Here is a 24,378-nt window from a genome sequence, read left to right on the forward strand (position 1 = left end):
GATTATTTGGATGATTGTCCCTTCATGCTTTTGGCGACTGTCACCATCTCCTCTTGTGAAAGATCTTTTGATGACAGAAGATAATCCACGCCTTCGTAAGTCCATGTTAGCGAAGCATCTGACAAAGCGCCGATTGTGTAGCCGAGATTCACCGGTTCCGCGTTCAGCGTGACTGAGGAGGACGCTTTCGCAACCTGGGCTTTTTCCTGAATTAAGGTAAACGATTTTTCTCCGCCGTAAGTCATGATGACGCGCTTGCCATCTTCCGTTGAAATATCTTTTTCTTCAAGCAGTTTTACGCCTAGCGGCAGTTCAAGCGGCGTTTTGACGGCAAAAGAGTCGGAAGGCTTCGCGCTAGTGGCGACATCCATTTGAGAAAGGGTCATATTTTTCTTTTCATCAAAGGACTCTTTGTCAAATTGCTTATTGAATTGGAAGCTGCTGAACTCTACTTTCACCATCACTTTACGGTCGGTATCCATGACTTTGACAGATAGCGGGCTCATGTCCTTCTTGTTAAATGTGATTTCTTGTGTCGGAAGCATTTTGTTATGCTGATAGTTCGTTTTTGTTTCAAATACGTATTCTGATTCTTTTGAAGTGAAGACTGCATCCGAATCATTTTGAACATCCTTTACAAGCGATTCAAACAAATAGACTTGGCTGCTGTTGTTTGGCCAGTCGCTTTGAAACCTGAAGCTCTTATTTAAAGACGGTGTGAGAACAAATACTCCGTTTTCATTTCGTAAAATGACTTGGTTTTGGTCCTTTTTCGGATTTTCCAAATAGACCCGGTACAGAGACGGTTTTTTGTGCCAGATTTCCACATTGTATACTTGCGGGTCACTCCCTGTCTCAATGGTCATTTTTGCTTTTGCTTTGTACGAGGTATATTCTTTCGCCTTCTCGTCCAGCCCGGTAACGACATCTTCCTGTGATTTTTGTCCGCAGGCAGAAAGAATAAGGACAGCCAGCAGTCCCGTTAAAAGCAAAACAAAGCTTTTTCTCACCTTTTTCAACCCCTTTTTCTCAATTGATGTAAAAGGAAGAAATCGCTTGTTTGACTTTAACGGTACGCTCGGTACACGGTTAAACAGAACAGAGGCGTACCATAAAAGCCTCAAACAACTCGTCTCCCTTAATGCATTATCAAATATATGAGAGGGGTGTCCCTAATATGCAGACTAGCTTGACAACCTTTCAATAACAACCTGTGCAGCCGCATATTCCTTCGTATGAGTGATTGACACATGAACAGCGGCTTGGCTCAGCTTTGCGCAAACAATAAAAGGCTTGCCATTCGAATTTTTTGTCACTTCAATATCTTGAAAACTTAATTTCTTGCCTATTCCTGTGCCGTATGCTTTCGAAAAAGCTTCTTTTGCCGCAAATCTTCCTGCGAGAAATTCAATTTTTCTTTTCTCAGAAAGCTCATGATACTGAGCAAGTTCGCCGCCTGTTAAAATACGCTCGGCAAATCGTTTCTGGCGATCGGCCATTGAAGCGATCCGCTTAAGCTCAACGATGTCTAATCCTATACCGTAAATCATGTTTTACACCCTCCTTTGCGCTTGTACTATTTGAATGGTTTGTCTCATAAACGTGTTACTATAGAAATACCAAAATGATGAAATGGGGCTCGGCATGTTTATACGGACTGAAAACTTTCAAACCTTTATCAGGCTTTATCCCGTTGTCACCTTTATATTGGCTGCTCAGGCCGTTCTCTGGCTTTTCTTTTCACTTCCTGTTCCTTCAGTCGTGTTGTGGAGAGACGCTGTCACAGGCTATAACCTTGGCGTCGCTAACGGTGAATGGTGGCGGCTGGTCACGCCGATTTTTCTTCACGCAGGGTTTACCCATTTGCTGTTTAATTCAATGTCCATCTTTTTATTTGCGCCGGCTCTGGAACGAATGCTTGGAAAAGCGCGCTTCCTTCTTGTGTATGCAGGCTCCGGAATGATCGGAAACATCGGCACGTATTTTACAGAACCGCTGGATTATGTGCATGTCGGGGCTTCCGGCGCGATTTTCGGGCTGTTCGGCGTTTATCTGTTTATGGTTCTTTATCGTAAAGAGCTGATCGGGCAGGACAACTCCAAAATGATTATCACATTGCTTGCCTTTGCCGTTCTCATGTCGTTTATCAACTCCAATATTAACATGATGGCCCACCTGTTTGGACTTTGCGGCGGGTTTCTCCTGTCTTTTTTATGTGTGCAAAAAAAAGAGCGGCGGTATTAACCGTCCGCTTTTTCATATGAGTACCAATTTAAAATGAAATCTGCATCCTCTTCTCCCACATCTCTCACCGTTAATTCTTCCATATGGCTTGACGATTTTACCGAGGTGGAAATAGTATACAGCTTCCCCTTCTTTTGAAAATAAGATTGGCTCGTTTTGCATACCTGCATTCGCTTTCTCAACACAATTGCAGTCGTTCTGCCGATAAATCTCGATGTCAGCTGGAGACGGTCTCCGCTGATCACCCAGGCCGCATCTTTATAAGCAAGATACCCGAAAAACAATTCAATCGGCAGCAGGACAATCGAGAGATAACCCCATGGCTGAAAGAAAATACACAGCGGAATGATGAAAAAGATGGAGAAAATGGTTGAGCGGAATAAGTACCGCTTCAATGCGCGCCGCGGCAGATGGCGGCGATTTTCTTCCAGCGTGTATTCCGGCGTAAAAGTACGCAGCATGCCGGGAAGCTTTTTTTTGTGGATCATCGGAAACAGAATGGTCGAAGCGCCCTCTGCTTTTTCCGGGTCTCCTCCGCCGCCCGCGCTGACGATTGACACCGTCGCAAAACCGAAAAGCTGGCGGATGATGTTTTCTTTTATTTTGATGGCTTGTATTTTGCGAAGCGGTATGGTGACTTGGTGTTTTTCAATAATACCCCTTGAAATCACCAATTCCTGCTCTTTTTTCATGATTTGAAAGTTAGCATATTTGAACATCATGCCGGCTATGCTGAGAATCCAGGTGATAAATAAACCAATAAATATAAGTACGGCGTATATGCCTATATTGGCGTGCTGCAGAAAGGAGAATTTCTTAAAGAGCCAATCCATCGGCAGCACCTCATCCAGCTGAGAAATGAGCGCAAATACAGCAGAGATAATCACGCCGATTCCTCCGGAAGTTGAAGCGGCCATAAGTAATTCTTTTGCATTCATGCTGTAGTTCACCTGCGGCTCTGCATCCGGGAGCGCCTCTTTATCTCCTGACAGGCCTTCATCGGTATCGATTGAATTTCTTTCTGCTTTTTTCTTGAATACGGCTTCTTTGATTCTTTCAGCTTCTTCAACTGATATAGCCGACAATACCGCTTCCGCCTCTTTGCCGCCGCCAGCCGTTTCAATTTGCAGTTTGACAAGCTTGAAAATTTGCTGGACCACACCCGCACTCGTATTCATCGTTTGAATCCGGTCAATCGATATATACCTCTTTTTCGTCACAAACAAGCCTTCTTCGATTCTGAATTCATCATCTTCGATTCGATAGGAAAACTTTCTCCATTTGATGATGCTTGCTGCCACGAGCCAGATGAACAAAACGCCGAGCGCGATGGCTCCGTAAAAACGGACAGTATGATTAGAGTTGACGATATACACAAAAAAGAATGGCAGAATAATATTTTTTATCGTTTGAATAATGGTATGGGATAAATTCAAAATGACTGCCGCCGGGTGAAGGCGTTTCGGTTCAGACATCATCGTCAGTCACCCTTGCCAGGCGCGAAATGGAGTCTCTCAGCTGATCCGCTTCCTCCATCTCTAAAGCAGGAATTGAATGCACAGTTGCTGCCGTGGAGATTTTCACTGTTGCCAGATTGTATTTTCTTAATAACGGCCCTTGCGATGTGTCTACGTGCTGAACCCTGACCATCGGCACGATCACGCGTGTCACAACAAAGATACCTGATTGAATATCTATTTCGTTTTCATGAACTTCATAACGCCACACTTTGTGCCGGATCTTTGGAATCAGATAAATCGTCACAACCGAACCCAGCAGCCAAACTGCGCCGAGCACGCCGCTGATCCAGTACGGCCAATGAAAAAAATAACTGAACACTGCAACTGCTATGACAATAAGCAAGCAGACAGCGGATATGATTATCTCTTGAAGTCGCCAAACCTTTAATCCGTCTGGACTGATTTGGTTTTTTGGCTGCTTTCTCAAAATACCTACCTCCCGTTTTTATCATCGTTACTTATACGCACTTATGCAGAAAAAGTTTCATCTTTAAGCATACATAGAAAAAACGGTGCCGTCAGCTGAAAGTTTGCTTAATGTCCATGAATTTTTGAACATAAAAAAAGCCCAAAACAACTCATGTTTTAGGCTCTTATATTCTTTACAGAATTAGTATGATTTTTTCTGGCGTCTGTCACCTGAAGAACGGCGATCGTTTGAACGCTTTTTATCATAGGAAGAACGGTTGTTGCTTTTCCCTTTACCGCCCCGGTAACCGCCGCCTTGTCCGTCTCTGCGTTTAGAAGTGCGTTGGTTTTTGTAGCGTTTGCCGATCATCGGCGCTTCGTCCGTTAAGCGAACAGGCGTGCTATCCGGCTCTTTTGTAGCCATTTTGATAGCCGCTGCAACCACTGTCACTGCATCATGATCTTCAAGCAGCTCAGCTGCCGCTGTCATGTAGAAGTTCAAGTTGTTTTCGCTGATTGTCGTACGAAGACGATCAACTGTAACCTGCTGCTGGCCTTCTAACGCTTCATCAAGTGTCGGCTCTTTCATGCGGTCCATTTTGCGTTTCGTTGTTTGTTCAATTGCGCGAAGCATGCTTTTCTCACGCGGTGTGATAAACGTCATCGCCATACCTGTTTTACCTGCGCGGCCTGTTCTTCCGATACGGTGAACATAGCTTTCAGGATCTTGAGGCACGTCGAAGTTGTACACGTGTGTAACACCTGAGATATCGAGTCCGCGAGCTGCAACATCAGTTGCAACAAGTACTTCGATTGCACCTTCTTTAAATTTGCGAAGCGCAACCATACGTTTCGCCTGCGTTAAATCACCATGAATTCCTTCAGCTGCATATCCGCGAAGGTTCAGGGCTTCTGCCAGTTCATCAACACGGCGTTTTGTACGTCCGAATACAATCGCAAGCTCAGGAGACTGAATGTCAAGAAGACGAGTCAGTGTGTCGAACTTTTTACGTTCCTGTACTTCCAAATAGAACTGCTGAATGTTAGAAACAGTCATTTCTTTTGCTTTTACTTTTACGTGTTCAGGCTCAGTCATGAAACGCTCTGCAATGCGTTTGATCGGCGCTGGCATTGTAGCTGAGAACAGAAGCGTCTGATGCTCGCTCGGCACATTTGAAAGAATAGATTCGATGTCGTCGATGAACCCCATATTCAGCATTTCATCCGCTTCATCCATTACAACAGTATTTACATTGTTTAAACGAATCGTGCGGCGGTTAATGTGGTCAAGAAGACGTCCCGGTGTTCCGACAATGATATGCGGATTTTTCTTTAACGCCCGGATTTGTCGTCCAATATCCTGCCCACCGTAAATAGGAAGAACTTTCGCACGTTTATCTTGTCCGATTTTATATAATTCTTCAGATACTTGAATGGCTAGTTCACGGGTTGGTGCGATTACGATTGCTTGAATATTAGGAGACTCGGGGTTAATTTTCTCAACAAGGGGTATACCAAACGCAGCTGTTTTACCTGTACCTGTTTGCGCTTGTCCAATGACATCTTTATTTGAAAGTCCGAGCGGAATCGTTTGTGCCTGAATCGGCGTTGCTTCTTCAAATCCCATACGGTTAATTGCCTTCATGAGATCAGAACTTAATTGAAAATCTTGAAACGTTATAGTCAAATTATTCAAACTCCTTCTAATTGCTGTTTCAGTAATGTCGTGATTTACCACTTAAAAACTGCCCTCCATGGAAAAAGGACAGGATCCTTACGTATACAAAGCCCGAATTACTTTAAGTTTTATCTTACCATTACACTACTTGTTTTTCAATAACGCGGTAAGCAGATCAGCATTTTGAATGCGCTCGCTGACCTGCTAACCAAATATGCCGGACGATGCCCAATCCCGCTCCTTGTGTCCGCGGAAAACCTAAGGTCAGCGGGTGGCGGTCCGTACACATATTTTCGTATCGCGAAATAAACCTGTCATTATTGTACCATAGCCTCAGCCGGTCATACATAAATTATTTCGGGCCGGCATACATTAGTGTCTGCACATCATTTTTATTTTATGATTGCAATCTGCTTTTTTCCGCAGGATTTTTTAAGAAAACGGGCTCTCCATTAAATCTTTAACGATTTCTTCAAGCTTCATACCTCTTGACGCCTTGAATAAAATCAAATCTCCCTTTGCCGCTTTATTCTTCAGGGCCTGAGTGAGATCTTTTTTGTCGCTGAAGTGGCTGATGCGTTCTTCGCTAAAATGTTCCATCGCACCTTCCGCGATAAATGCCCCAAGTTTTCCATACGTAAAGACGTGGTCAATTTTGTCCGGGCTGATCACAGCGCCGCATTCTTTATGGAACGTTTCTTCAAGATCGCCGAGTTCAAGCATGTCTCCGAGCACGACCATTTTCTTCCCGTATCCTTCAAGGCTTTCTGTCAGTTGGATTGCAGCCTTCATCGACGTCGGGCTCGCGTTATAAGCGTCATTAATAATAGAAATGCCGCTGTCTGTTTTCATCAATTCAAGTCTCATGCCGGTGACCTTCAGGCCGCTTAATCCTTTTGCCGCATCCTCAGGTGTGATGCCGAAATAAGCCCCTGCAGCGATTGCCGCCATGGCGTTCATCACATTATGTTTGCCCAGTATAGGGATAAAAAACGTTTTTTCTATGCCTTTGATCGTAAAATGGGTTCCCGCTTCACTCTGGCTGACATCCTGCAGCTGATAATCGTTTTGCGCCCCAGTACCATACGTTTTCGTTTGGCAGCTGTAGTCCTTTTGCAAGAGCGGTTCGTCTCCGATATAAATCAGCACACCGTCTTCTTTCAGGCCGTTGATAATTTCCAGTTTCGCTTCCGCAATGCCTTCTCTTGAACCAAGATCCTGCATGTGGGATTCGCCGATATTCGTTATCACAGCCGCATCCGGATTTGCCAGGCGGCTCAGGAGGTCAATTTCTCCTTTTGCGCTCATTCCCATTTCCAGTACGGCAATTTCTGTATCTTCAGGCATCGCTAACACTGTAAGCGGCAGCCCGATATGGTTGTTGAAGTTTCCTCCTGTTTTATGGACGCGGTACCGCGTTTGCAGGACAGTGTGAATCATGTCTTTGGTCGTCGTTTTGCCGTTGCTTCCTGTTACCCCGATGACACGTGTGCCCAGCTCCTGTAAATAAGCTTTTGCAAGCTGCTGGAGTGCAGACAATGTATCTTCCACCAGAATCACAGCTTGATTCTCGGGCGGATTTGGTTCCGAGCGGTTCCACAGAACGGCAGACACACCAGCTTCAAAAGCCTGCGGCACAAAAGTGTGGCCGTTAAAATGTTCCCCTTTCAGCGGGATGAAAAGCTGATTGCTTTCCAGCTTTCTTGTATCTGTAGCAACTCCATGAATGACTGTATTTTCATATTGCGGGTTTGTCAGTGTGCCTTTGACCATTTCGGCAATTTTTTTTACGGTTCGCTTAATCAAGTAAGGTCCCTCTCTTTCTTTTGGTGATATACGGGAAAAGACACTGCCCTTTTACCGGCAGTGTCCGTCTTCATTTAGAATGTATGTTTAATCAATTGTTTTTCAGCGTGGCGTTCTTTAGCCAGCTCTACAAGCTGTTCAATGAGGTCAGCATATTCAACTCCGGCTTCTTTCCAGAGAAGCGGGAACATGCTGAACGGTGTAAAACCTGGCATCGTGTTTACTTCATTGATCAGCACTTCGCCGTCAGCTGTCAGGAAAAAGTCGGCTCTGACAAGTCCTGAACCGTCAATTGATTTAAACGCTCTGATCGCCATGTCACTGATTTTCGCGTATTCCTCATCTGTTACAGCCGCAGGAATAATCAGGTCAGTGTCTCCATCCTCGTATTTCGCTTTGTAATCGTAGAAATCTGTCTTAGGTGCGATTTCTCCAACTGCAGAGCATTTAGGATCATCATTTCCGAGAACGCCGATTTCAATTTCGCGGCCGTTGATGCCTTCTTCGACTACGACTTTCCGGTCATATTGGAACGCCAGCTCAAACGCTTTTTGCAGTTCTTCACGGTTTCGGCATTTGCTGATTCCGACGCTTGAGCCAAGGTTGGCCGGCTTCACGAAGCAAGGGTAGCCCAATTCTTGTTCTACTTGCTCGCAGCTTTCTTCTGGAGAACGAGTCCAGTCTTTTTTAAGGAAGGCTGTGTATTTCGCCTGTGCAAGGCCGGCTTGCGCAAACAAATGCTTCATGACAACTTTATCCATACCAGCTGAGGAAGCGAGCACACCGTTGCCGACATAAGGAATATTTAAAAGTTCAAGCATTCCCTGAATCGTTCCGTCCTCTCCGTTCGGGCCGTGCAGGAGCGGGAAGACGACATCAATTGCTTCATTTTGTTGTGACACTTCCTGCGGAAACATCTCCTGGTTGAGAGCAGATGGAGAAAAAGCAGTTCCGCCCTGCTCAAGCTGAAGCATTTTTACGTTGGAAACAGGCTCTGTTAAACGTGCGCCTCTTATCCATTCGCCTTTTTCAGTTATATAAATTGGATGTATATCAAACTTCTCAGTATTTAGCGCTTTTGTTACAGCCAGAGCTGTCTGAAGCGAAACATTATGTTCGGCTGACTTACCGCCGTACACTAATCCTAGACTTGTTTTCAATGGATACTCCCCCCACTACAATTCATCTTTACTATCTTATCACTTTCACAAGAAAATGATCTAATTATTTTTGGGCATGCTGAAGCTGAATGCATTTGTATGTAATTCCTTTTTATTTTATATTAAAATGGCATTGAAAAGGAGATGTGACATATGAAAAAAATCACAACAAAAGAACAATTTAATGAATTGATTCAATCTGATAAAGAAATCATTGTAAAGTTTTATGCTGATTGGTGCCCTGACTGCACACGCATGAATATGTTCATCGGCGATATTTTGGAAACGTACAATCAAAACGATTGGTACGAGCTGAATAAGGACGAGCTTCCTGAACTGGCTGAAACATATCAGGTAATGGGTATTCCAAGCCTGCTCATTTTCAAAAATGGAGAAAAAACAGGCCATCTTCACAGCGCCAATGCCAAAACGCCTGAAGAAGTGACTGAATTCTTATCAGAACATATAAGCTAATTCGATCAGCAGCCCTATTTTATGTCGTCGGGCTCTACGTGAACATGAACATGAGTGACATCGTGTTCATGTTTTATTTTGTTTTCTACCTCATCTGCGACCCCGTGGCCTTCCTCTACTGTCAGCTTCGGATCCACTGTAATGACCATCTCTATATGTACTGTGCTGCCCAAGTATCGCGCTTTCACGTCCTTAAGACGATGCACATTTTCTATCCGGCCGACAGTCTGTTTATAAGGTTCAAGATCTTTCAAATGGAACCCGTCCGTTAATGAATGCGAAGCGTCTTTGAAGATATCCCAGGCTGTCTTGCAAATGATGATTCCGATAATAAAAGCCGTAACCGGATCTATCCAGGCCAGCTGCAGCTGGGACGAAAAAACACCGATAAACGCTCCGGCACTTACAAATGCGTCTGACCTGCTGTCCTTCGCCGCCGCCATAAGTGCAGAGCTTTTAATGGATGATGCGAGTCTTTTGTTATATAAATAGATGCCGTACATAAACACTGCACTGCCTAAAGCCGTCCACGCCGCGATAAGACTTGGCGTTTCTGATGTGCCGCCCGCAATCGCTTTTCCTCCGCCGATTAACACTTCAATTCCAACAGCCATCATAATAAAAGACGCAATAAGGGACGAAATTGTTTCAGCCCGATAATGGCCATATGGGTGGTCACTGTCAGCCGGCCTTTGCGAAATACGCAGTCCGATCAGCACCGCTATTGACGCCACAATATCTGTCCCATTGTTTAACCCGTCTGCTCTCAGCGCTTCAGAATGATACAGTATTCCGATTGTCAGCTTCACAGCAGCAAGAATGATATATGCCAAAATATTGAGGAGTGCTCCTTTTTCTCCCTTTTTAAGATTATCTCTCCTCCCCATTGAATACCAGCCTCCATTCTATTACATAGTATGGTTAAAAACATGAAAAATAGCAGCAGCGATTCTCAACGGGGAGGGAAATTTCGACAGCAAATTATTGCCCGGGAAACTTTTTGTCGATATGTTGAAGGTTTGCTTACTTACGAAAGAATAGGACTGTTTTCACCTTTACAGGCTGTGGAGGGCATTGTATACTGAGATTAATTGATAATGATTATCAATATCGTTTGATTGGAGGTTGGTGACACAATGACACCTCAGTCTGCAGAAATCAGAAAAAAGCATCTCATTCATCTGTTAATACAGAATGGTATATACAAAAAGTCCAAGCGTCATTTGTATGAATTGTCGCTGATGGAGCTGGAAAGTGAATACAAAACATTGTCAGGAGGCGCCAGGGCATGCCAAAGCGTAAAATAAAAACCTACCAACAGCTGATCCAGGAAAACAAAGAGGCGATCATGGGCAATCCAAAGCTGATGAACGTCATTTACGACAGAATTGACCGCAAGCATCAGAAGAATCTTCAGGAACAAAACAATACATAAAAAAGAGCCGGCAAAGGCTCTTTTTTATTTAATGAAAGGCTTCTGCGGCCAGCTTTTGAATGACCGCGTCGTCCATCGGCGGGTTATGGAGACCGGCGCGCACATCCCGGTAATAGCGCTGAAGCGGATTGGTGCGTTCGAGGCTTTTGGCCCCTGCAATTCTCATCGCTTTGTCTACAACAGAAAGCGCGGCGTTTGTGACGATATGTTTTGCCGCACCGAGCTCACTCTTCAAGTAAGGGCGGCGCTCCGGATCGTCATACAATTCAGCCGCATGAAAAAGAAAGTGTCTGGCATTCAGCAATTCAAGCTCCATTTCGCCTGTTCTTTGCTGAACGGCCGGAACATCCTTGATCGGCCCCTTCAAACTATTTGGAGAATACTCGGAGGCAAAGCGCACCGCATAGTCTCTAGCAGCTTGAGCCACGCCAAGATAAACCGCCGGAATATGGAGCAGCCAGCCATTTGGCTTTGCTCCCCGCGGCCCTTGAAGCAGCTCCACCAGTTTATTGTCCTCCAGCGTTACCTCGTTTAATACAAGATCATGGCTGCCGGTAGCCCGCATCGCCATCATATCCCATGTTTCTTCAATTGATACACCAGGATCATTTTTATGAACCAACACGACACCTGTTGTTTGTTTTTCTTCAATCCATGCCGTCACTAAAAAATAATCAAGCGCTTGCGACATTGTCGTAAACGTTTTTCTTCCATTCACCACCCATTTGCCGTCCTTTTTGACGGCGGCAGTCCCGGGGCGTCCTCCCCTGGTCGGGCTCCCAGTTTTCGCTTCTGTCGCTGCTCTATTGATCACGGCGCCGTTTTGGACTTCCTTTGCGATAAACGCAAACACATCTTCATCCCAGCTGTTTCCTTCTCCGAGCTCTCCCATCACGCTTAAATGCCAGCCGATGCTCAGAGCTGCAGGAGCATCTCCCCGTGCAAGCCGCTCTTGAAAAAGCAGCATGTCGTAAACAGACATTCCTGCTCCTCCATGGGATTTTGGCACGGTTATCGCCGTATATCCCGAATCACGCAGTTTTTGTATTTTTTCGGCAGGAAATCGTCCCTGTTCATCATCCTCAGCGGCTGTTTGCTGAAATTCATCCGCTAGCTGTCCTATTTTCTCTATCCATTGCCGCTGTTTTTCGTTCCGTACAAATAATGACATCCGGCAGCCCCCCATTTTTTCAATTCCGATAAATTTAATATGTATTATAGATTTCCAGCCATGATTCCGCAACTGTTAACAATTTGTCCACGATAGAAAAACACGCCGTTCCCGAGGGAACAGCGTGTTTAAACCGGATTTGCATCCCGGTCTTGTTTCATACCGAGATAAATGAGCATATAAGTCAGGTAACCCATTGTCATGACCAATCCGCCGAAGAAAAAGCTTGAGAAAATCGGCTCTTCAAAGGCAGTAACTGCCGCAAGCACAATCCAGCTTGCATACAGATATATGATAAAATAACGGATACCCGTCTTCATTTTATATATCATGTACAGCCCCACGAGAGAAAACAACCCCAGCGCGAGCCTGAAATATACAAGATGTTCAAACTGAAACATGAATGACACAAATGAGAATCCAAGCAGCAATACAATCGGTAAAGCGGTAATAAAGTTCCTCAATTCGAGACACCTCCGTCAGTACCTTTATTATAAACCAAAACATTGAATGATATTGATTTACGTGAGCTTTTTCACAAAAATGTCATTCCTTGCCTTTAGATTCGAACATCCCGTTTGCAGAAACTCCACCAGGCAACGGCAATGAAGAAAACAGCATGAATCACAATAATCCCTACAGAGAACAATGGCGTCATGCCTGAAAACAGAGCCGTTTGTCCGCTTTTGTATTGAGTGAAGTCCGTGTTTGCAAAAAGCAAAAAGCTTCCCCATTTGTTTTCAAACAGCTTCATGATTTGCACAAGTGAACTTGCTCCATATAAAACAACAAAAGAAACAACAACTGAAATGGCACTGTTGCGGAACAGTGATGAACAAAGCAAACCGAATAATCCCATCAGCACCGCTTCAAGCCAGTTTGTGCCGATTAGCTCCAATGTGTTGATGAACAATGTTTTTGATTCAGATGTCACGGACGTGCCAAAAAAGACAAGACCGAATAATAAAGCCAGAATGTAGTATGCCAGATAAAGATAGAAGCTGACCATTACAACTGTCATTAGTTTCGACCAAAAGACCTTTTGCCGCTTGACCGGGCGTATGAGCAGAAATTTGATTGTCTTTTTATCAAATTCATTAGAAATAATCGTCGCTGCAATGACAATGGTTAACGCCTGCAGCAAGATATTCAGGCTCGGTGTATAGGAAAAGTAGCCGATGAAATTTTCGTCAGTTCCGGCACTGATAACGATCCGTTTAATGATCAGCGCCATGAAAAATTGAAAAACGGCCATCAATATAAGCGAAACAAATGTAACTTTCCGATTAAAGAGTTTCATATGTTCATTCCATATTAATTTAGACAAGCTCTTCTCCCTCCTCTTGATGAGCGGTTGTCGCTTTAATAAATTCGTCTTCCAGTGACTGCGTATAAGGCATAATTGAAAATACGTTCAGTCCTTGTCCGACTAGCGAGCGGTTCAGCTCTGGTATATTTTCTTTCGCTATATCCACCACGATGGAGCCGTCTTTACGTTCAGCTGAGTACCCATTGCCCATCAGCCAATCGAGCGCTTTTTCCGCCGGCTGCACTTCTATAACGGCTTTCTCCGTTTTCTGACCGGCTCCATTCAGGCTTACTTCTGCTTTGATCTCGCCTTTTTGTATGATGATCACACGGTCACACAGGTCTTCAACTTCACGCAATAAATGAGTAGCGAATAAAACCGCTGTTCCTTCCTCTTCAGCGAGCTCCTTAATATGATCGCGAAAATCCTTCATACCGGCAGGATCAAGACCGTTTGTCGGCTCATCTAAAATGAGAAGCTTCGGCCGGTGAAGAATCGCCTGAGCAATGCCGAGACGCTGGCGCATGCCGAGGGAGTAGGTTTTCACTTTATCATCAATCGCTGATGTCAGCCCGACTCTTTCCACCACTTCGTCCAGTCTTTCATCAGTTATCTTTTTGTGCATATTTGCAAAGTGTTTGAGGTTTTCCCAGCCTGACAGGTACGGGTAAAACTCAGGGTTTTCCACAATCGCGCCGACAGCTTCCATCGCTTGTTCGAACTCAGTATCATGCTTGAATCCGTTGATGGCCACGCTTCCGCTGTTTTGTTTTAACAGTCCGACGATGATGCGGATGAGTGTCGTTTTTCCGGAACCGTTCGGACCGAGAAGACCGATAATCTCTCCCTGCCTGACGTCCATGCTGATCTGTTTTAAAATCTGTTTAGACCCTATTTTTTTATCAAGGCCTTCAATATGTAAAATCGGCTCAGCCATAAAGCCTTCCTCCTTTTTTCGACAAAAATAAACAGTGCCTAAAAATAGGCACTGTTTGTATTATAGCATTTGTTGCTTCCAAATGTTTGGTTAAACCGATAGAGTCGGTGCTTGCTCCGGCTGTTTGTTCTTTTCTGTTTCTGTAATGATGACGGCACAGGCCGCGTCTCCTGTTGTGTTGACCACTGTGCGAAGCATATCGAGCAAGCGGTCTATTCCGAGGATCAATCCGATACCCTCAACAGGCAAGCCGACTGATTGAAGCACCATGGCGAGCATAATCAAACCGACTCCCGGAACACCCGCAGTTCCCACACTTGCTAATACAGCCGTCAATATCACCATCAGCAATTGCGTAAATGTAAGATCATGTCCGAATACCTGTGCAATGAAGATGGTGGCCACCCCTTGCATAATGGCTGTCCCGTCCATGTTAATCGTCGCCCCGAGCGGCTGAACGAAGCTGCTGATCGGCTCAGGCACTTTTAGTTTTTTCTGGGCTACATCCATTGATACCGGAAGCGTTGCATTGCTGCTTGAGGTACTGAACGCAACGACCATAACTTCTGAGAAATCTTTAAAGAATGTAATCGGATTTCTTTTTGCTAAAAGAGCCACTGTTGAACCGTATGTGACGATTGCATGTATGACAAGAGACAGTGTAACAACAATCATGTACAGCCCCATCGCTTTTATTGCACTGAATCCCTGGCTGCCGATAGCTGTCGCAATGAGACCAAACGTGCCGTATGGCGCAAACTTCATGACCAGGTTGACCAGATACATCATCAGTTCATTGCCCTGCTCCACGACTTTCAAAAGCATATCCGCTTTTTTGCCTAGCATCGTAATCCCGAGTCCGACAAAAATGGAAAACACGATAATCTGGAGCATATTTCCTTCGGTCATCGCTTGAACGGGATTGGCCGGAATCATGTTCAGAAGTGTGTCAGCAACACTCGGCGCTTCTTCTGCCTCGAATTTAGCGGATGAGACATCATAAGTGCCGAACTCACCCGGCTTAATGACAAGCGCCAGTATAAGCCCGATCGTAATCGCCACCGCTGTCGTGATGAGAAAATAAGAAATGGCCTTCACACCGATTCTGCCAAGCTTTTTAGGATCGCCAAGCCCGGCAACTCCTAATGTAAGAGAGAAAAAAACAATCGGTACGACAAGCATTTTAATGAGATTTAAAAAGATGGTGCCAAGAGGCCCGAATACAAACTTATTCAAATTTTCAAATAATTCAGGTGATGTTACATTAAGAATAATCCCCGTGACGGCACCCAGAACCAATGCAATGATGATCTTTCTTGCCAGTTTCATCCGCATTCCTCCTTTTTTGAAAAAAAGCCCGCGAGAGACTCCCGCGGGCTTTGGCTGTATCATAAAACCACAGGATTCTCTCTTCACGCTGATGAGGTTAGCTGCCGGGTTCGGACGAAGAGATGTCCGTTTTTCAGATGAAAAATGAACCCCAAACGATTGGGTCCCCCACTCCTTTTAAAAAGGATTAAGCGTGTGGCTTACTTTTGTATGATGTAGTTTTATTTATACAGAAAATATCCAATTTTGTAAACTATTTTTTGTTACTTTTCTCTCGAGGTCTTTTAGGCCTATTTTCCTTGTTGGTTACATCAAGAATATCAAGGAGAAATACAAAGATCGGAATCCCGATAATTAAGCCCCAAATGCCGAGAAAGTGTTCAGAAAAAATCAGGACTGTAAATGTGAAAAAGATCGGCAGCTCTGTTTTCGCTGACATCAGCTTCGGATTGAGGAAATATGTCTCAATCGCATGAATGGCGAAAATGACAAGCACAATGTAAAGCACATACATTCCGCCGCCTGTGCTGTATGCAATAATACTAAGCGGAATCAGGGAGATGACAACGCCTGCTACCGGGATCAATCCGAGAAAGAAAACCATGATGGACAGCCCCAACAGCTGAGGGAAGTGCATAATCCAGAGTGCAATAAAAGTCAGTATGCAGTTCACGAGCGCAATGATAAATTGTGCCTCAAGCACCTTGCCGAATGTTCTCGCGAATTTACCTCCGAAAAAAGCAATCTCATTATAAAAAACAGCAAGCTTGCTCGTTTTAAACTGCTCCATAAATTCAGACAGCCGTTTTTTCTCAAATAAGAAGAACATGCTGAGAATGAGCGCCATCACGATCTGCAAGCCGAATGTGCTGATATCGGCCAGATACGTATATAGTACATTGAAACCCTCTTTGACATACGAACTAATATTAATATCTCCGAAAACACTTGTGATCTCATCAAAGAAAGGAATGCTGCTTGGATGATACGCAATATGTTTAATCTGCTTGATCAGCTGCTGAATCTGTGCGGCAACGACCGGATAAAACACAAACCCTCCGACTGTAAGCAGCACGGCCAGCAAAATGTAGAGAAACGTAATGACAACCCGCTGGCTCACGCGGAAGAACCGGCTTAAAAATTGCCGGACGACAAGCTCCAAACGATCCATAAGAAATGTGAAAATGAAGGTCAGCAATATTAAGTTGATCATGCTCTTAAATAGATATAACACACCAGTTAACACGACAAAGATGGAAAAACGCCTTACTCCCGGGTGCTGAAAAAATTTTACTAAAGCGGCCATTTATACACTCCTGTTAGGACAAACGTCCTTCATTCAATATAGTATCCATTTGTAAATTATATAACAAAAAAATGCTGAGGTCTCTGTCCTCACCTTAATTATTCTTAAACAATTAAAAAAACGGCCCCATAATGGGCCGTTTTTTTCAGACTGCTGCTTTCATTTTTTTCATGCCTTCCACAGCCTCCACGCTTTTTGCTTCATCGAATTCTTTTTCGCTTTTTGCAACGATGATTGTGGCGATTCCGTTTCCGATCAGGTTCACAATCGCTCTTCCTTCACTCATGAAACGGTCGACACCAAGCAGAAGCGCAAGACCCTCAAGCGGAATGACCTGAAGTGCTGACAGCGTTGACGCAAGAACGATAAATCCGCTTCCTGTCACACCGGCTGCCCCCTTCGAAGTCAGCATCAGAACGAGGATAATCGTAATTTGCTGTCCGATGCTGAGATCCACTCCAAACACTTGAGCCAGAAAGACAGTCGCCATTGATAAATAAATGGATGTTCCGTCAAGGTTAAACGAATACCCGGTCGGAATAACGAGCCCGACGACTGATTTTGAACAGCCGTAGCGTTCCATTTTATCCATCATTCTCGGAAGAACCGATTCTGAAGAGCTTGTGCCGAGCACGATGAGAAGCTCATCTTTGATGAAGCGCAGGTAGTTCCACAGGCTGAATCCGTATAGCTTGCAGATGATATTTAAAACAACAAACACGAACAGGAACATTGTGATATACACGGACAGCATTAAGCTGGCAAGCGGCTTGATGGAATCGAGTCCGAAGTGCCCGATCGTATACGCCATCGCTCCGAATGCACCGATTGGAGCGGCACGCATAACATAGCCGATAATTTTGAAAAAGACATGTGAAACTTTATCAAAAAAATCAATGACGCTTTTCCCTTTTTCACCTAATGCCGCTAGACCGACTCCGAAAAGAATGGAAAAGAATAAGACCTGCAAAATATCCCCTTTTGCGAAGGCATCAACCATGTTGGACGGTACGATGTGTGTGACAAATTCAACCCAGTCGATCCCCTGACCGCCATTTTGGGTGTATTGTGAGACATCTCCCTTTTCAAGCTTGCTGTAATCGAGGCCCGCACCCGGCTTCATAATATTGACGACAAATAAACCGATAATGAGTGCAAGGGTCGTAACAACCTCGAAATAGATAAATGCTTTTCCCCCTACTTTTCCAACCTTCTTCATATCGCCCATTTTTGCAATCCCGAGAACGATTGTGAAGAAAATGATTGGAGCGATCACCATTTTCACAGCGTTGATAAAGGTATCGCCAAGCGGTTTCATTTCTTTCCCGACATCCGGCCAAACCAATCCGACAATGACCCCGATGATGACCGCGGTTATGACTTGAACTGTTAAATTTTTAAACAGTTTCATATTCTCCCTCCCCTGTCCTAGTCGCCTTTGTGTCTTTCTTACTAGAATGATAGCGTTTTCATTAGAGGCGGGGAAGTTTATGTTCATAACGGACATTTTGGTCTTTTTGGTCTCGGGTTTACACTTTAAATATGTAGCGGTTGACGGGGCGTCCGACTCCTCCGTACTGAACATCAAGCTGAATCGTTCCGTTCTTTTCGAGATAATCAAGATATCGCCTCGCTGTCACTCTGGCGATGCCGAGAGCCTTGGCAACCTCTTCAGCAGAAAGAGGCGACGTTTGCTGCTTCAAAAAAGCAATGAGCTCATTCATCGTAAAATGATTCAACCCCTTCGGCAGATCCTGTACGGCCTGCTGCGGGATATTGAGGATGGCATCAAGCTGATCCTGGGACAGCGTGTCGTTTTCCTCTATTTTTTGTTTATACCGCTTATATTTTTCAAGCGCCTGTCTCATCCGTTCGAGCTTAAACGGTTTTAAGATATAGTCAACTGCTCCATTTTGCAGCATAAGAGCAATTGTTTCCTTGTCTTTTGCAGCGGATACGACGATGACATCTACCTCAAGCTTTTGCTTTCTGATCTCCTGCAAGGTTTTGATCCCGTCTTTTTTTGGCATGTATACATCCAGAACCACGAGTTCGGGCTGCTGTTCTTTGATCAGCTTGATGCCTTCGTCCCCGTTTCCCGCTTGCGCACAGACGGTAAAGCCTTTAACGGTTGTTATGAAATCCTTATTGACTTCCTGAACCATCGGATCGTCTTCAATGAGCAGAACCTTGATTTCCTTACGAGCCATGCTGCGCTTCCTCCCCCTTCATCGGAAAAACGATTGAAAAAGACGTTCCCTGTCCCGGGTGTGAATCGACCTCTATCGCACCCGATCCTTTGTCTGTTATTTGCTTGACTAAATAGAGGCCATAGCCTGTGCCGCCTGTTTTATTCACTGTAAATCCTTTTTCATAAAGGTACGGCATATGTGTGTGTTGAATCCCGCATCCGTTGTCTTCTATTAAAATCGCAAGGATATCCTCCGTTTGTTCAATGCTGATGTCAATTCGTTTGTCATCAGACTGAACGGTTTCAAACGAGCCGAAGGCATTTTCAATCAGGTTGCCGAGAAGCACGACGATATCATGCTGGTCAACATGCTCGGGAAATTGCTGCAGGCTGCTGTTTTCATCAATATGCACAGCAATGCCGAGCTCTTTTCCCCTTCTGATTTTACTTAACAAAAGCCCCGCCGCGGCGTCATTTTGAATGGAGCGATGCAGAAATTCTGTGACGTTTTCCTGCTCGGTTGAAGTCTGAAACGCCAGCTGCAGCGCTTTTTCAGATTTCCCGAGCTGGATCAGGCCTGCGATGGTATGGAGCTTGTTCATATGCTCATGATTTTGGACGCGGAGCGCTTCGACAAAGTTTTTGACACCCGTCAATTCCTCAGCCATCTTGGCCGCTTCCGTTCTGTCCTGAAAAATCGCGACGGCGCCGATGACTTTTTTCTTCATGACGATCGGAATCCTGCTGCTCATGATGACCTTTCCGCTCACACGAATTTCTTCATTATAAACCGCCTTGTTCCGTTCCACGATTTCAGGCAGGCGCGAATCCTTGAGTACATCCCAAATCACCTTTCCGACCAGATCGCCCTGCACCTCAAAAATCTGTTTGGCTTTTTCATTAAATATTGTGATGATATGCCGGTTGTCAATGGCGATCACGCCTTCGTTCATAGAGTGAAAGGTAGCGGTTCGCTCTTCATACATTCTGACAATCTCATGGGGCTCGAGCTGAAACATTTGTTTTTTGATATGACGGGCCAGCAGGAACGAACCCGCCAGGCCGAACCCGAGTGTCAGCACTACGATGAAGGCGATATCCCTTCTTAAATGAAACAAAATATCAGCCATCCCCGGCAGTGTTTTTCCGACGAGTACTACGCCGACCTGATTCAAATCCTGATCCTTTACCGGATAAAAGGCCCGGACAGCCGTCCCGATCTCGCCCGTTGCTTCTGAGAAATAAATGTGCTCCGCAAACGCAGCTTCTTCATCTGCACCCTTTGACTTTTTCCCGATGTTTGTGGTGACAGGATGAGTATAGCGAATGTGATCCATGTCCATGACGACAATGTAGTCTGCTTCATTGATCATCCGGATCTCTTCAACCGCATGCCGGACGGCTTCTGTTTGTTCTTTTCGTGATAACGCCTCTTTCACTTCGGTCATCTCCGACACCGTCCGAGCCGTATTCATCAGCCGTTTTTTCAGCTCCCTTTCCTCTGTATGCTGAATATTGCCTATGAGCACAATGCCGCCGATCAAAAAGGAGAAAATGACGAGTATGTAAGAAAGGATCGTGATTTTCCAGCGGATTGAGAGCTTTTTTTTGTTCATCAGCTTCTCCTTTCAGGTCTTTACGAATCACATCTGCCCCATTATTCTTAACATAAGGGAGGGGGCTTTTCATGAAGAGTTTGCTTGCATGTCTCGGTCTGATGATCGCCGGAATTGCAACCGCTTTATTTATCGGATTCCATGACCGGTCCAGCGGCGAAGAGATTGTATATGATGACGACCAGGAAGGCTTACAGGATCAAATCGTATTCAAATTCAGCCACGTTGTTGCTGAAAACACGCCAAAAGGGCTGGCCGCCAACAAATTCGCCGAGCTGGTAAACGAGAAATCAGGCGGGAAAATGAAAATTGAAGTGTTCCCGAATGGAAGCCTGTATTCGGACATTGAAGAAATCGAAGCATTGCAAAATGGCGACGTACAATTTATCGCCCCCTCCACATCGAAGCTCGGTATGCTCTCTCCTGAATGGGGAGTTCTTGATCTTCCGTATGCATTTACAGACTATGATGCGGTTAAAAAAGGGCTGCACGGAATAATTGGAACACAGCTGTTTGATTCCTTAAAGAAAAATCAATTAAAGGGCCTGGCGTACTGGACAAACGGCTTTAAGCAAATCACCACGAATCAAGGCCCGGTCAAAACCCCGGATGATTTAAAGGGACAAGACCTGCGCATTATGCAAAGTAATGTAATAGAGGACCAGTTCAAGCTGCTTGGTGCAGCACCCCACCAGGAATCTTTCAATGCTACTTTTCAGCTGTTAGAAAGCAATATAGTAGATGGCGAGGAAAATACAATCTCAAACATCTATTCTAAAAAATTTTATAATGTTCAAGACTATTTGACAATAAGCAGCCACGGTTACCTCGGCTACGCTGTGATGACTGATGAGCATTTCTGGAACGCGCAAACACCGGAAACAAGACGCATTCTGACGGAAGCGATGCAGGAAACGACAGAGTGGAATGAAACGTATGCCGAAGAAATGAACAAGGAGCAGCTGGAAGAAATCAAAAAACATTCTTCTATTAAAATCTACGAGCTGTCAGATAAAGAGAAAAAAGATTGGATGAAGCGCCTTGATCCTGTTTACCGGAAGTACGAGCCCATCTTCGGCCGGAAGCTGATTCAGGAGCTTCTGGAGCTGCGCAAGGATTCGTAGAACCCATCTCAATACGCTGCTTTTCGTTTATCTTTGTTCCCATCGGAAATATAGAAAGAGAGACACGAAAAAAGGAGATGGGTACATGTTTAAACATACGAAAATGCTGCAGCATCCTGCTAAGCCAGACCGTCCAGATCCATTATTCGCTAAAAAAATGCAAGAAATTTTAGGCGGGCAATTCGGAGAAATTTCTGTTGCCATGCAGTACTTATTTCAAGGCTGGAATACAAGAGGAAATGAAAAATACAAGGATTTGCTGATGGATACGGCAACTGAAGAAATCGGGCACGTTGAAATGATCGCTACCATGATCGCCAGACTTCTTGAGGATGCCCCGCTTGATGAACAGGAAAAAGCGGCTGATGATCCAGTCATCGGTTCCATCATGGGAGGCATGAACCCTCACCATGCCATTGTATCAGGACTAGGCGCCATGCCGGAAAGCAGTACAGGCGTACCATGGAGCGGAGGCTACATCGTAGCGAGCGGAAACCTGCTGGCAGACTTCCGCGCCAATCTGAATGCGGAATCACAAGGCCGTCTACAGGTTGCACGCCTGTTTGAAATGACGGATGACAAAGGCGTCAAGGACATGCTCAGCTTCCTGCTGGCGCGTGACACAATGCACCAAAACCAATGGCTGGCCGCTATTAAAGAATTAGAAGCACAGGAAGGTCCGGTTGTCCCGGGTACATTCCCGAAAGCGCTCGAGAAACAGGAATTCTCTCATCAGCTTATCAATTTCTCTGAAGGTGAAGAAAGCGCCGAGCAAAACTGGCTGAAGGAGAAAGCCCCGGACGGAGAAGCGTTTGAATATGTGAACGAAGCAAAAGCTTTTGGAGAAAAGCCGGAATTGAAGCCTGCTCCTCCTTTTGTTCATAATACGCTTCCTGGGCGTGAGTAAGAGGCTATCATAAAAAGGATAGATCACTCCAGCGGTGATCTATCTTTTTTTGTGCGTTTTCTGCCGCTCAAGCATCTCCAGACGATTGCCAAATGGATCTGAAATATAGAATCTGTCCGCTTCCGGAAGTCAATGATTTCCATTCCATTTAACTGCAAATGTTCTTTTAACCCTTCAATCTTCACAATCTCACATGCAGGATGTGCTTTTTTGCGGGTACTAAAGGTTCATCTATCTTGCCCGTTCCCAAATGTGAACCAGACTCCGCCTCTGGCTTTTAACGCATCATGTTTTTGAAGATCGCCGTAAATTCGTCCACAGCATTTTCACAAACTTTAGGAATCATTCTACCTGATTCTCAATTGAATGCCATTCCTTGATTGCATTCAGTCAAAAGAACAGGAAAAACCATTGTTATGATGATCGATAAAATCAGTACCTGTCTATACTAAGCTTTTGCCACATTCCATCCAGGCTCGTATTCAATGTCCCTGCTGTCAAATAAACAAGCGGCCTCCTCTGCATCCACCTGAGACAGCGTCACTTCGATAGAGAGAATCGTGCCCTTTTGCTCGATTTCTTTATAGATGATGTCGTGTTCGTTCTCCATAAAAGCATCATAAGCTTCTCTGTTCTCCCAAACGCTGGTGATTTCTGCGGTGAACAGCCCATCCGCTGTTTTCCGCCATCCGCCGGCCTGTTTGATGAAGCCACTTACATATGATAGTGCTCCTCACTGTGACTGCGCCTTCGAAAATGCTTCAGCGTTTGCCGCGTCCACCCCACATACAATCTTTTTGATCAGCATTTTGATTCCTCTGTTATGACCGTTTCTGCATGAATGTGCTCGACGCAGAGATTCACGGTCCTGACGTAAGAGCGTGTGCGGTGTATGGTGCCTTTTGGGACAAGCAGGCTGTCATTCGCTTTTAACACCGCGGTTTCTTGATCCTTAAAATCAATAAGCAGCTCTCCTTCAAGAACGATAAATAATTCATCTGAGTCAGGGTGATGGTGCCAGTCGTATTCTCCTGTAAACACAGCGAGCCGTACACAATGGTCATTGACCTCTGAAATGGAGAAATTAGCGTGTTTTTCTTTGACTTCATTTGCAATGGCCAGCAGGTTTTGCATCTCAGGCATAAGTGAAAACTCCTTTTTCACCTATTTTACCGCAGAAGCGTCATTGGGAAGGTATATTTTTTTCCATTTCATCATAAAAAGCGATCCAGCTGCTGCGCCGGATCGCTTTTTATCTACAGGTTGTCTGCCTTTTATGCTTTACTTAGTTAGTCGTTGTCGCGGGCGTTTCCGCCTTTTGAGCCAATTTCTTGATAGAATTCTTTATCATGATTTTTGCTTGTCGCTTCTCCGCCTTTACGGCCGATTTCTTGATAGAATTCTTTATCATGATTTTCGCTAGTGGCTTCTCCGCCTTTTTCACCGATTTCTTGATAGAACTCTTTGTCATGGTTCTTGCTAGTGGCTTCTCCGCCTTTTTCGCCGATTTCCTGATAGAATTCTTTGTCATGGTTTTTGCTAGTGGCTTCTCCGCCTTTTTGACCAATCTCTTGATAGAATTCTTTATCATGGTTTTTGCTAGTCGTTTCTCCGCCTTTTCTACCTGCTTCTTCTCTGCTCATTTTGTTATCTTGTGCCATTTTGAATTCCTCCTTTAATTGGTGTTGGTTGTTGTATTCCCGCTGTCATTTCTTTTAAACAAACAAAACACATTGAGTGTGTTTTGACTGAAAAAGCAGACG

General features: G+C 44.8%; 24 protein-coding genes, 2 pseudogenes and 1 riboswitch. Of the genes and pseudogenes, 6 read left to right on the forward strand and 20 right to left on the reverse strand.

Annotated features, from left to right (window positions below; translation table 11 throughout):
* Positions 1-2: 2 nt before the first annotated feature.
* A complete protein-coding gene (locus KXD37_RS21440) occupies positions 3-1,019 on the reverse strand; it encodes a LolA family protein (RefSeq protein ID WP_081638241.1) in 1,017 nt (338 codons plus the stop codon).
* A gap of 165 nt (positions 1,020-1,184) precedes the next feature.
* Complete coding sequence (gene acpS / locus KXD37_RS21445; RefSeq protein WP_106020948.1) at positions 1,185-1,550, reverse strand: holo-ACP synthase; 366 nt, start codon at positions 1,548-1,550, stop codon at positions 1,185-1,187.
* A 94-nt stretch (positions 1,551-1,644) separates the two neighbouring features.
* On the opposite strand from acpS, the gene KXD37_RS21450 reads away from it, so the two are divergent.
* A complete protein-coding gene (locus KXD37_RS21450; protein WP_024120294.1) occupies positions 1,645-2,244 on the forward strand; it encodes a rhomboid family intramembrane serine protease in 600 nt (199 codons plus the stop codon).
* Here KXD37_RS21450 and KXD37_RS21455 read toward each other — a convergent pair.
* From KXD37_RS21455 to KXD37_RS21475, 5 genes are all read right to left on the reverse strand, one after another.
* On the reverse strand, positions 2,241-3,722 hold the full coding sequence (locus KXD37_RS21455; RefSeq protein ID WP_263463730.1) for a PH domain-containing protein: 1,482 nt from the start codon (positions 3,720-3,722) through the stop codon (positions 2,241-2,243). The two genes, KXD37_RS21450 and KXD37_RS21455, sit on opposite strands and share 4 nt — an antisense overlap.
* Positions 3,712-4,191: a PH domain-containing protein gene (locus tag KXD37_RS21460; RefSeq protein ID WP_106020952.1), complete on the reverse strand. Its 480-nt coding sequence runs from the start codon at positions 4,189-4,191 to the stop codon at positions 3,712-3,714. The genes KXD37_RS21455 and KXD37_RS21460 overlap by 11 nt, the downstream gene beginning before the upstream one ends.
* 183 nt (positions 4,192-4,374) lie before the next feature.
* Complete coding sequence (gene cshA, locus KXD37_RS21465) at positions 4,375-5,859, reverse strand: degradosome RNA helicase CshA (RefSeq protein WP_044161742.1); 1,485 nt, start codon at positions 5,857-5,859, stop codon at positions 4,375-4,377.
* 423 nt (positions 5,860-6,282) lie between these two features.
* On the reverse strand, positions 6,283-7,656 hold the full coding sequence (locus KXD37_RS21470) for a UDP-N-acetylmuramoyl-tripeptide--D-alanyl-D-alanine ligase (protein ID WP_106020954.1): 1,374 nt from the start codon (positions 7,654-7,656) through the stop codon (positions 6,283-6,285).
* A 74-nt stretch (positions 7,657-7,730) separates the two neighbouring features.
* Entirely contained in the window at positions 7,731-8,816 is a 1,086-nt protein-coding gene (locus tag KXD37_RS21475; protein ID WP_095714122.1) for a D-alanine--D-alanine ligase, read from the reverse strand.
* 153 nt (positions 8,817-8,969) lie between these two features.
* On the opposite strand from KXD37_RS21475, the gene KXD37_RS21480 reads away from it, so the two are divergent.
* On the forward strand, positions 8,970-9,290 hold the full coding sequence (locus KXD37_RS21480; RefSeq protein ID WP_010333104.1) for a thioredoxin family protein: 321 nt from the start codon (positions 8,970-8,972) through the stop codon (positions 9,288-9,290).
* Between the two features lie 14 nt (positions 9,291-9,304).
* On the opposite strand, the gene KXD37_RS21485 is transcribed toward KXD37_RS21480, so the two are convergent.
* Positions 9,305-10,177, reverse strand: a complete 873-nt coding sequence (locus KXD37_RS21485; protein ID WP_263463731.1) for a cation diffusion facilitator family transporter — start codon at positions 10,175-10,177, stop codon at positions 9,305-9,307.
* Positions 10,178-10,426: 249 nt separating this feature from the next.
* Between KXD37_RS21485 and KXD37_RS21490 the strand changes: the two are divergent.
* Together KXD37_RS21490 and fbpB are read left to right on the forward strand one after the other, a co-directional pair.
* Positions 10,427-10,592 (forward strand): annotated as a pseudogene (locus KXD37_RS21490) (Fur-regulated basic protein FbpA).
* Positions 10,579-10,725, forward strand: a complete 147-nt coding sequence (fbpB, locus tag KXD37_RS21495; protein WP_010333101.1) for a Fur-regulated basic protein FbpB — start codon at positions 10,579-10,581, stop codon at positions 10,723-10,725. Before KXD37_RS21490 ends, fbpB begins: the two are co-directional and overlap by 14 nt.
* Before the next feature lie 28 nt (positions 10,726-10,753).
* Here fbpB and KXD37_RS21500 read toward each other — a convergent pair whose 3' ends face one another.
* The 9 genes from KXD37_RS21500 to dctS all read right to left on the reverse strand — a co-directional run bounded on the left by KXD37_RS21500 (position 10,754) and on the right by dctS (position 20,584).
* Positions 10,754-11,896: an acyl-CoA dehydrogenase family protein gene (locus KXD37_RS21500; protein ID WP_105991472.1), complete on the reverse strand. Its 1,143-nt coding sequence runs from the start codon at positions 11,894-11,896 to the stop codon at positions 10,754-10,756.
* Positions 11,897-12,024: 128 nt separating this feature from the next.
* The gene (locus tag KXD37_RS21505) at positions 12,025-12,360 is read right to left on the reverse strand and encodes a hypothetical protein (RefSeq protein ID WP_003225151.1); all 336 of its coding nucleotides are present in this window, start codon (positions 12,358-12,360) and stop codon (positions 12,025-12,027) included.
* A gap of 95 nt (positions 12,361-12,455) precedes the next feature.
* Positions 12,456-13,223, reverse strand: a complete 768-nt coding sequence (locus KXD37_RS21510; protein ID WP_024120284.1) for an ABC transporter permease — start codon at positions 13,221-13,223, stop codon at positions 12,456-12,458.
* The gene (locus KXD37_RS21515; protein ID WP_106020960.1) at positions 13,216-14,142 is read right to left on the reverse strand and encodes an ABC transporter ATP-binding protein; all 927 of its coding nucleotides are present in this window, start codon (positions 14,140-14,142) and stop codon (positions 13,216-13,218) included. The genes KXD37_RS21510 and KXD37_RS21515 overlap by 8 nt, the downstream gene beginning before the upstream one ends.
* Positions 14,143-14,232: 90 nt before the next feature.
* Positions 14,233-15,471, reverse strand: a complete 1,239-nt coding sequence (locus KXD37_RS21520; RefSeq protein ID WP_024120282.1) for a dicarboxylate/amino acid:cation symporter — start codon at positions 15,469-15,471, stop codon at positions 14,233-14,235.
* A 72-nt stretch (positions 15,472-15,543) separates the two neighbouring features.
* A riboswitch (cyclic di-AMP (ydaO/yuaA leader) is annotated at positions 15,544-15,675 on the reverse strand.
* Between the two features lie 49 nt (positions 15,676-15,724).
* Complete coding sequence (locus KXD37_RS21525; RefSeq protein ID WP_024120281.1) at positions 15,725-16,777, reverse strand: AI-2E family transporter; 1,053 nt, start codon at positions 16,775-16,777, stop codon at positions 15,725-15,727.
* Between the two features lie 145 nt (positions 16,778-16,922).
* Positions 16,923-18,188, reverse strand: a complete 1,266-nt coding sequence (dctP, locus tag KXD37_RS21530) for a C4-dicarboxylate transporter DctP (protein ID WP_024120280.1) — start codon at positions 18,186-18,188, stop codon at positions 16,923-16,925.
* A 118-nt stretch (positions 18,189-18,306) separates the two neighbouring features.
* The gene (locus KXD37_RS21535; RefSeq protein WP_101860311.1) at positions 18,307-18,987 is read right to left on the reverse strand and encodes a response regulator; all 681 of its coding nucleotides are present in this window, start codon (positions 18,985-18,987) and stop codon (positions 18,307-18,309) included.
* Positions 18,977-20,584: a two-component system sensor histidine kinase DctS gene (gene dctS, locus KXD37_RS21540; RefSeq protein ID WP_044161761.1), complete on the reverse strand. Its 1,608-nt coding sequence runs from the start codon at positions 20,582-20,584 to the stop codon at positions 18,977-18,979. Before dctS ends, KXD37_RS21535 begins: the two co-directional genes overlap by 11 nt.
* Positions 20,585-20,655: 71 nt before the next feature.
* Here dctS and KXD37_RS21545 point away from each other — a divergent pair, with 71 nt between their 5' ends.
* Together KXD37_RS21545 and KXD37_RS21550 are read left to right on the forward strand one after the other, a co-directional pair.
* Positions 20,656-21,708: a TRAP transporter substrate-binding protein gene (locus tag KXD37_RS21545; protein WP_188323538.1), complete on the forward strand. Its 1,053-nt coding sequence runs from the start codon at positions 20,656-20,658 to the stop codon at positions 21,706-21,708.
* An 85-nt stretch (positions 21,709-21,793) separates the two neighbouring features.
* Positions 21,794-22,615 (forward strand): manganese catalase family protein, encoded by an 822-nt coding sequence (locus KXD37_RS21550; RefSeq protein WP_101864020.1) that lies wholly within the window; start codon positions 21,794-21,796, stop codon positions 22,613-22,615.
* 448 nt (positions 22,616-23,063) lie between these two features.
* Here the strand turns inward: KXD37_RS21550 and KXD37_RS21555 are convergent.
* The 3 genes and pseudogenes from KXD37_RS21555 to gsiB all read right to left on the reverse strand — a co-directional run bounded on the left by KXD37_RS21555 (position 23,064) and on the right by gsiB (position 24,276).
* A pseudogene (locus tag KXD37_RS21555) lies at positions 23,064-23,423 on the reverse strand (YdbC family protein).
* Positions 23,417-23,758 carry a cupin domain-containing protein gene (locus tag KXD37_RS21560; protein ID WP_095714113.1) on the reverse strand — a complete coding sequence of 114 codons (342 nt, stop codon included), beginning with the start codon at positions 23,756-23,758 and terminating at the stop codon, positions 23,417-23,419. Before KXD37_RS21560 ends, KXD37_RS21555 begins: the two are co-directional and overlap by 7 nt.
* A 146-nt stretch (positions 23,759-23,904) precedes the next feature.
* Entirely contained in the window at positions 23,905-24,276 is a 372-nt protein-coding gene (gene gsiB, locus KXD37_RS21565) for a glucose starvation-inducible protein GsiB (protein ID WP_010333086.1), read from the reverse strand.
* Positions 24,277-24,378 lie beyond the last annotated feature (102 nt).

Origin of the sequence: Bacillus sp. XT-2, from assembly GCF_025696525.1 — a bacterium.
Lineage (GTDB): Bacteria > Bacillota > Bacilli > Bacillales > Bacillaceae > Bacillus > Bacillus halotolerans.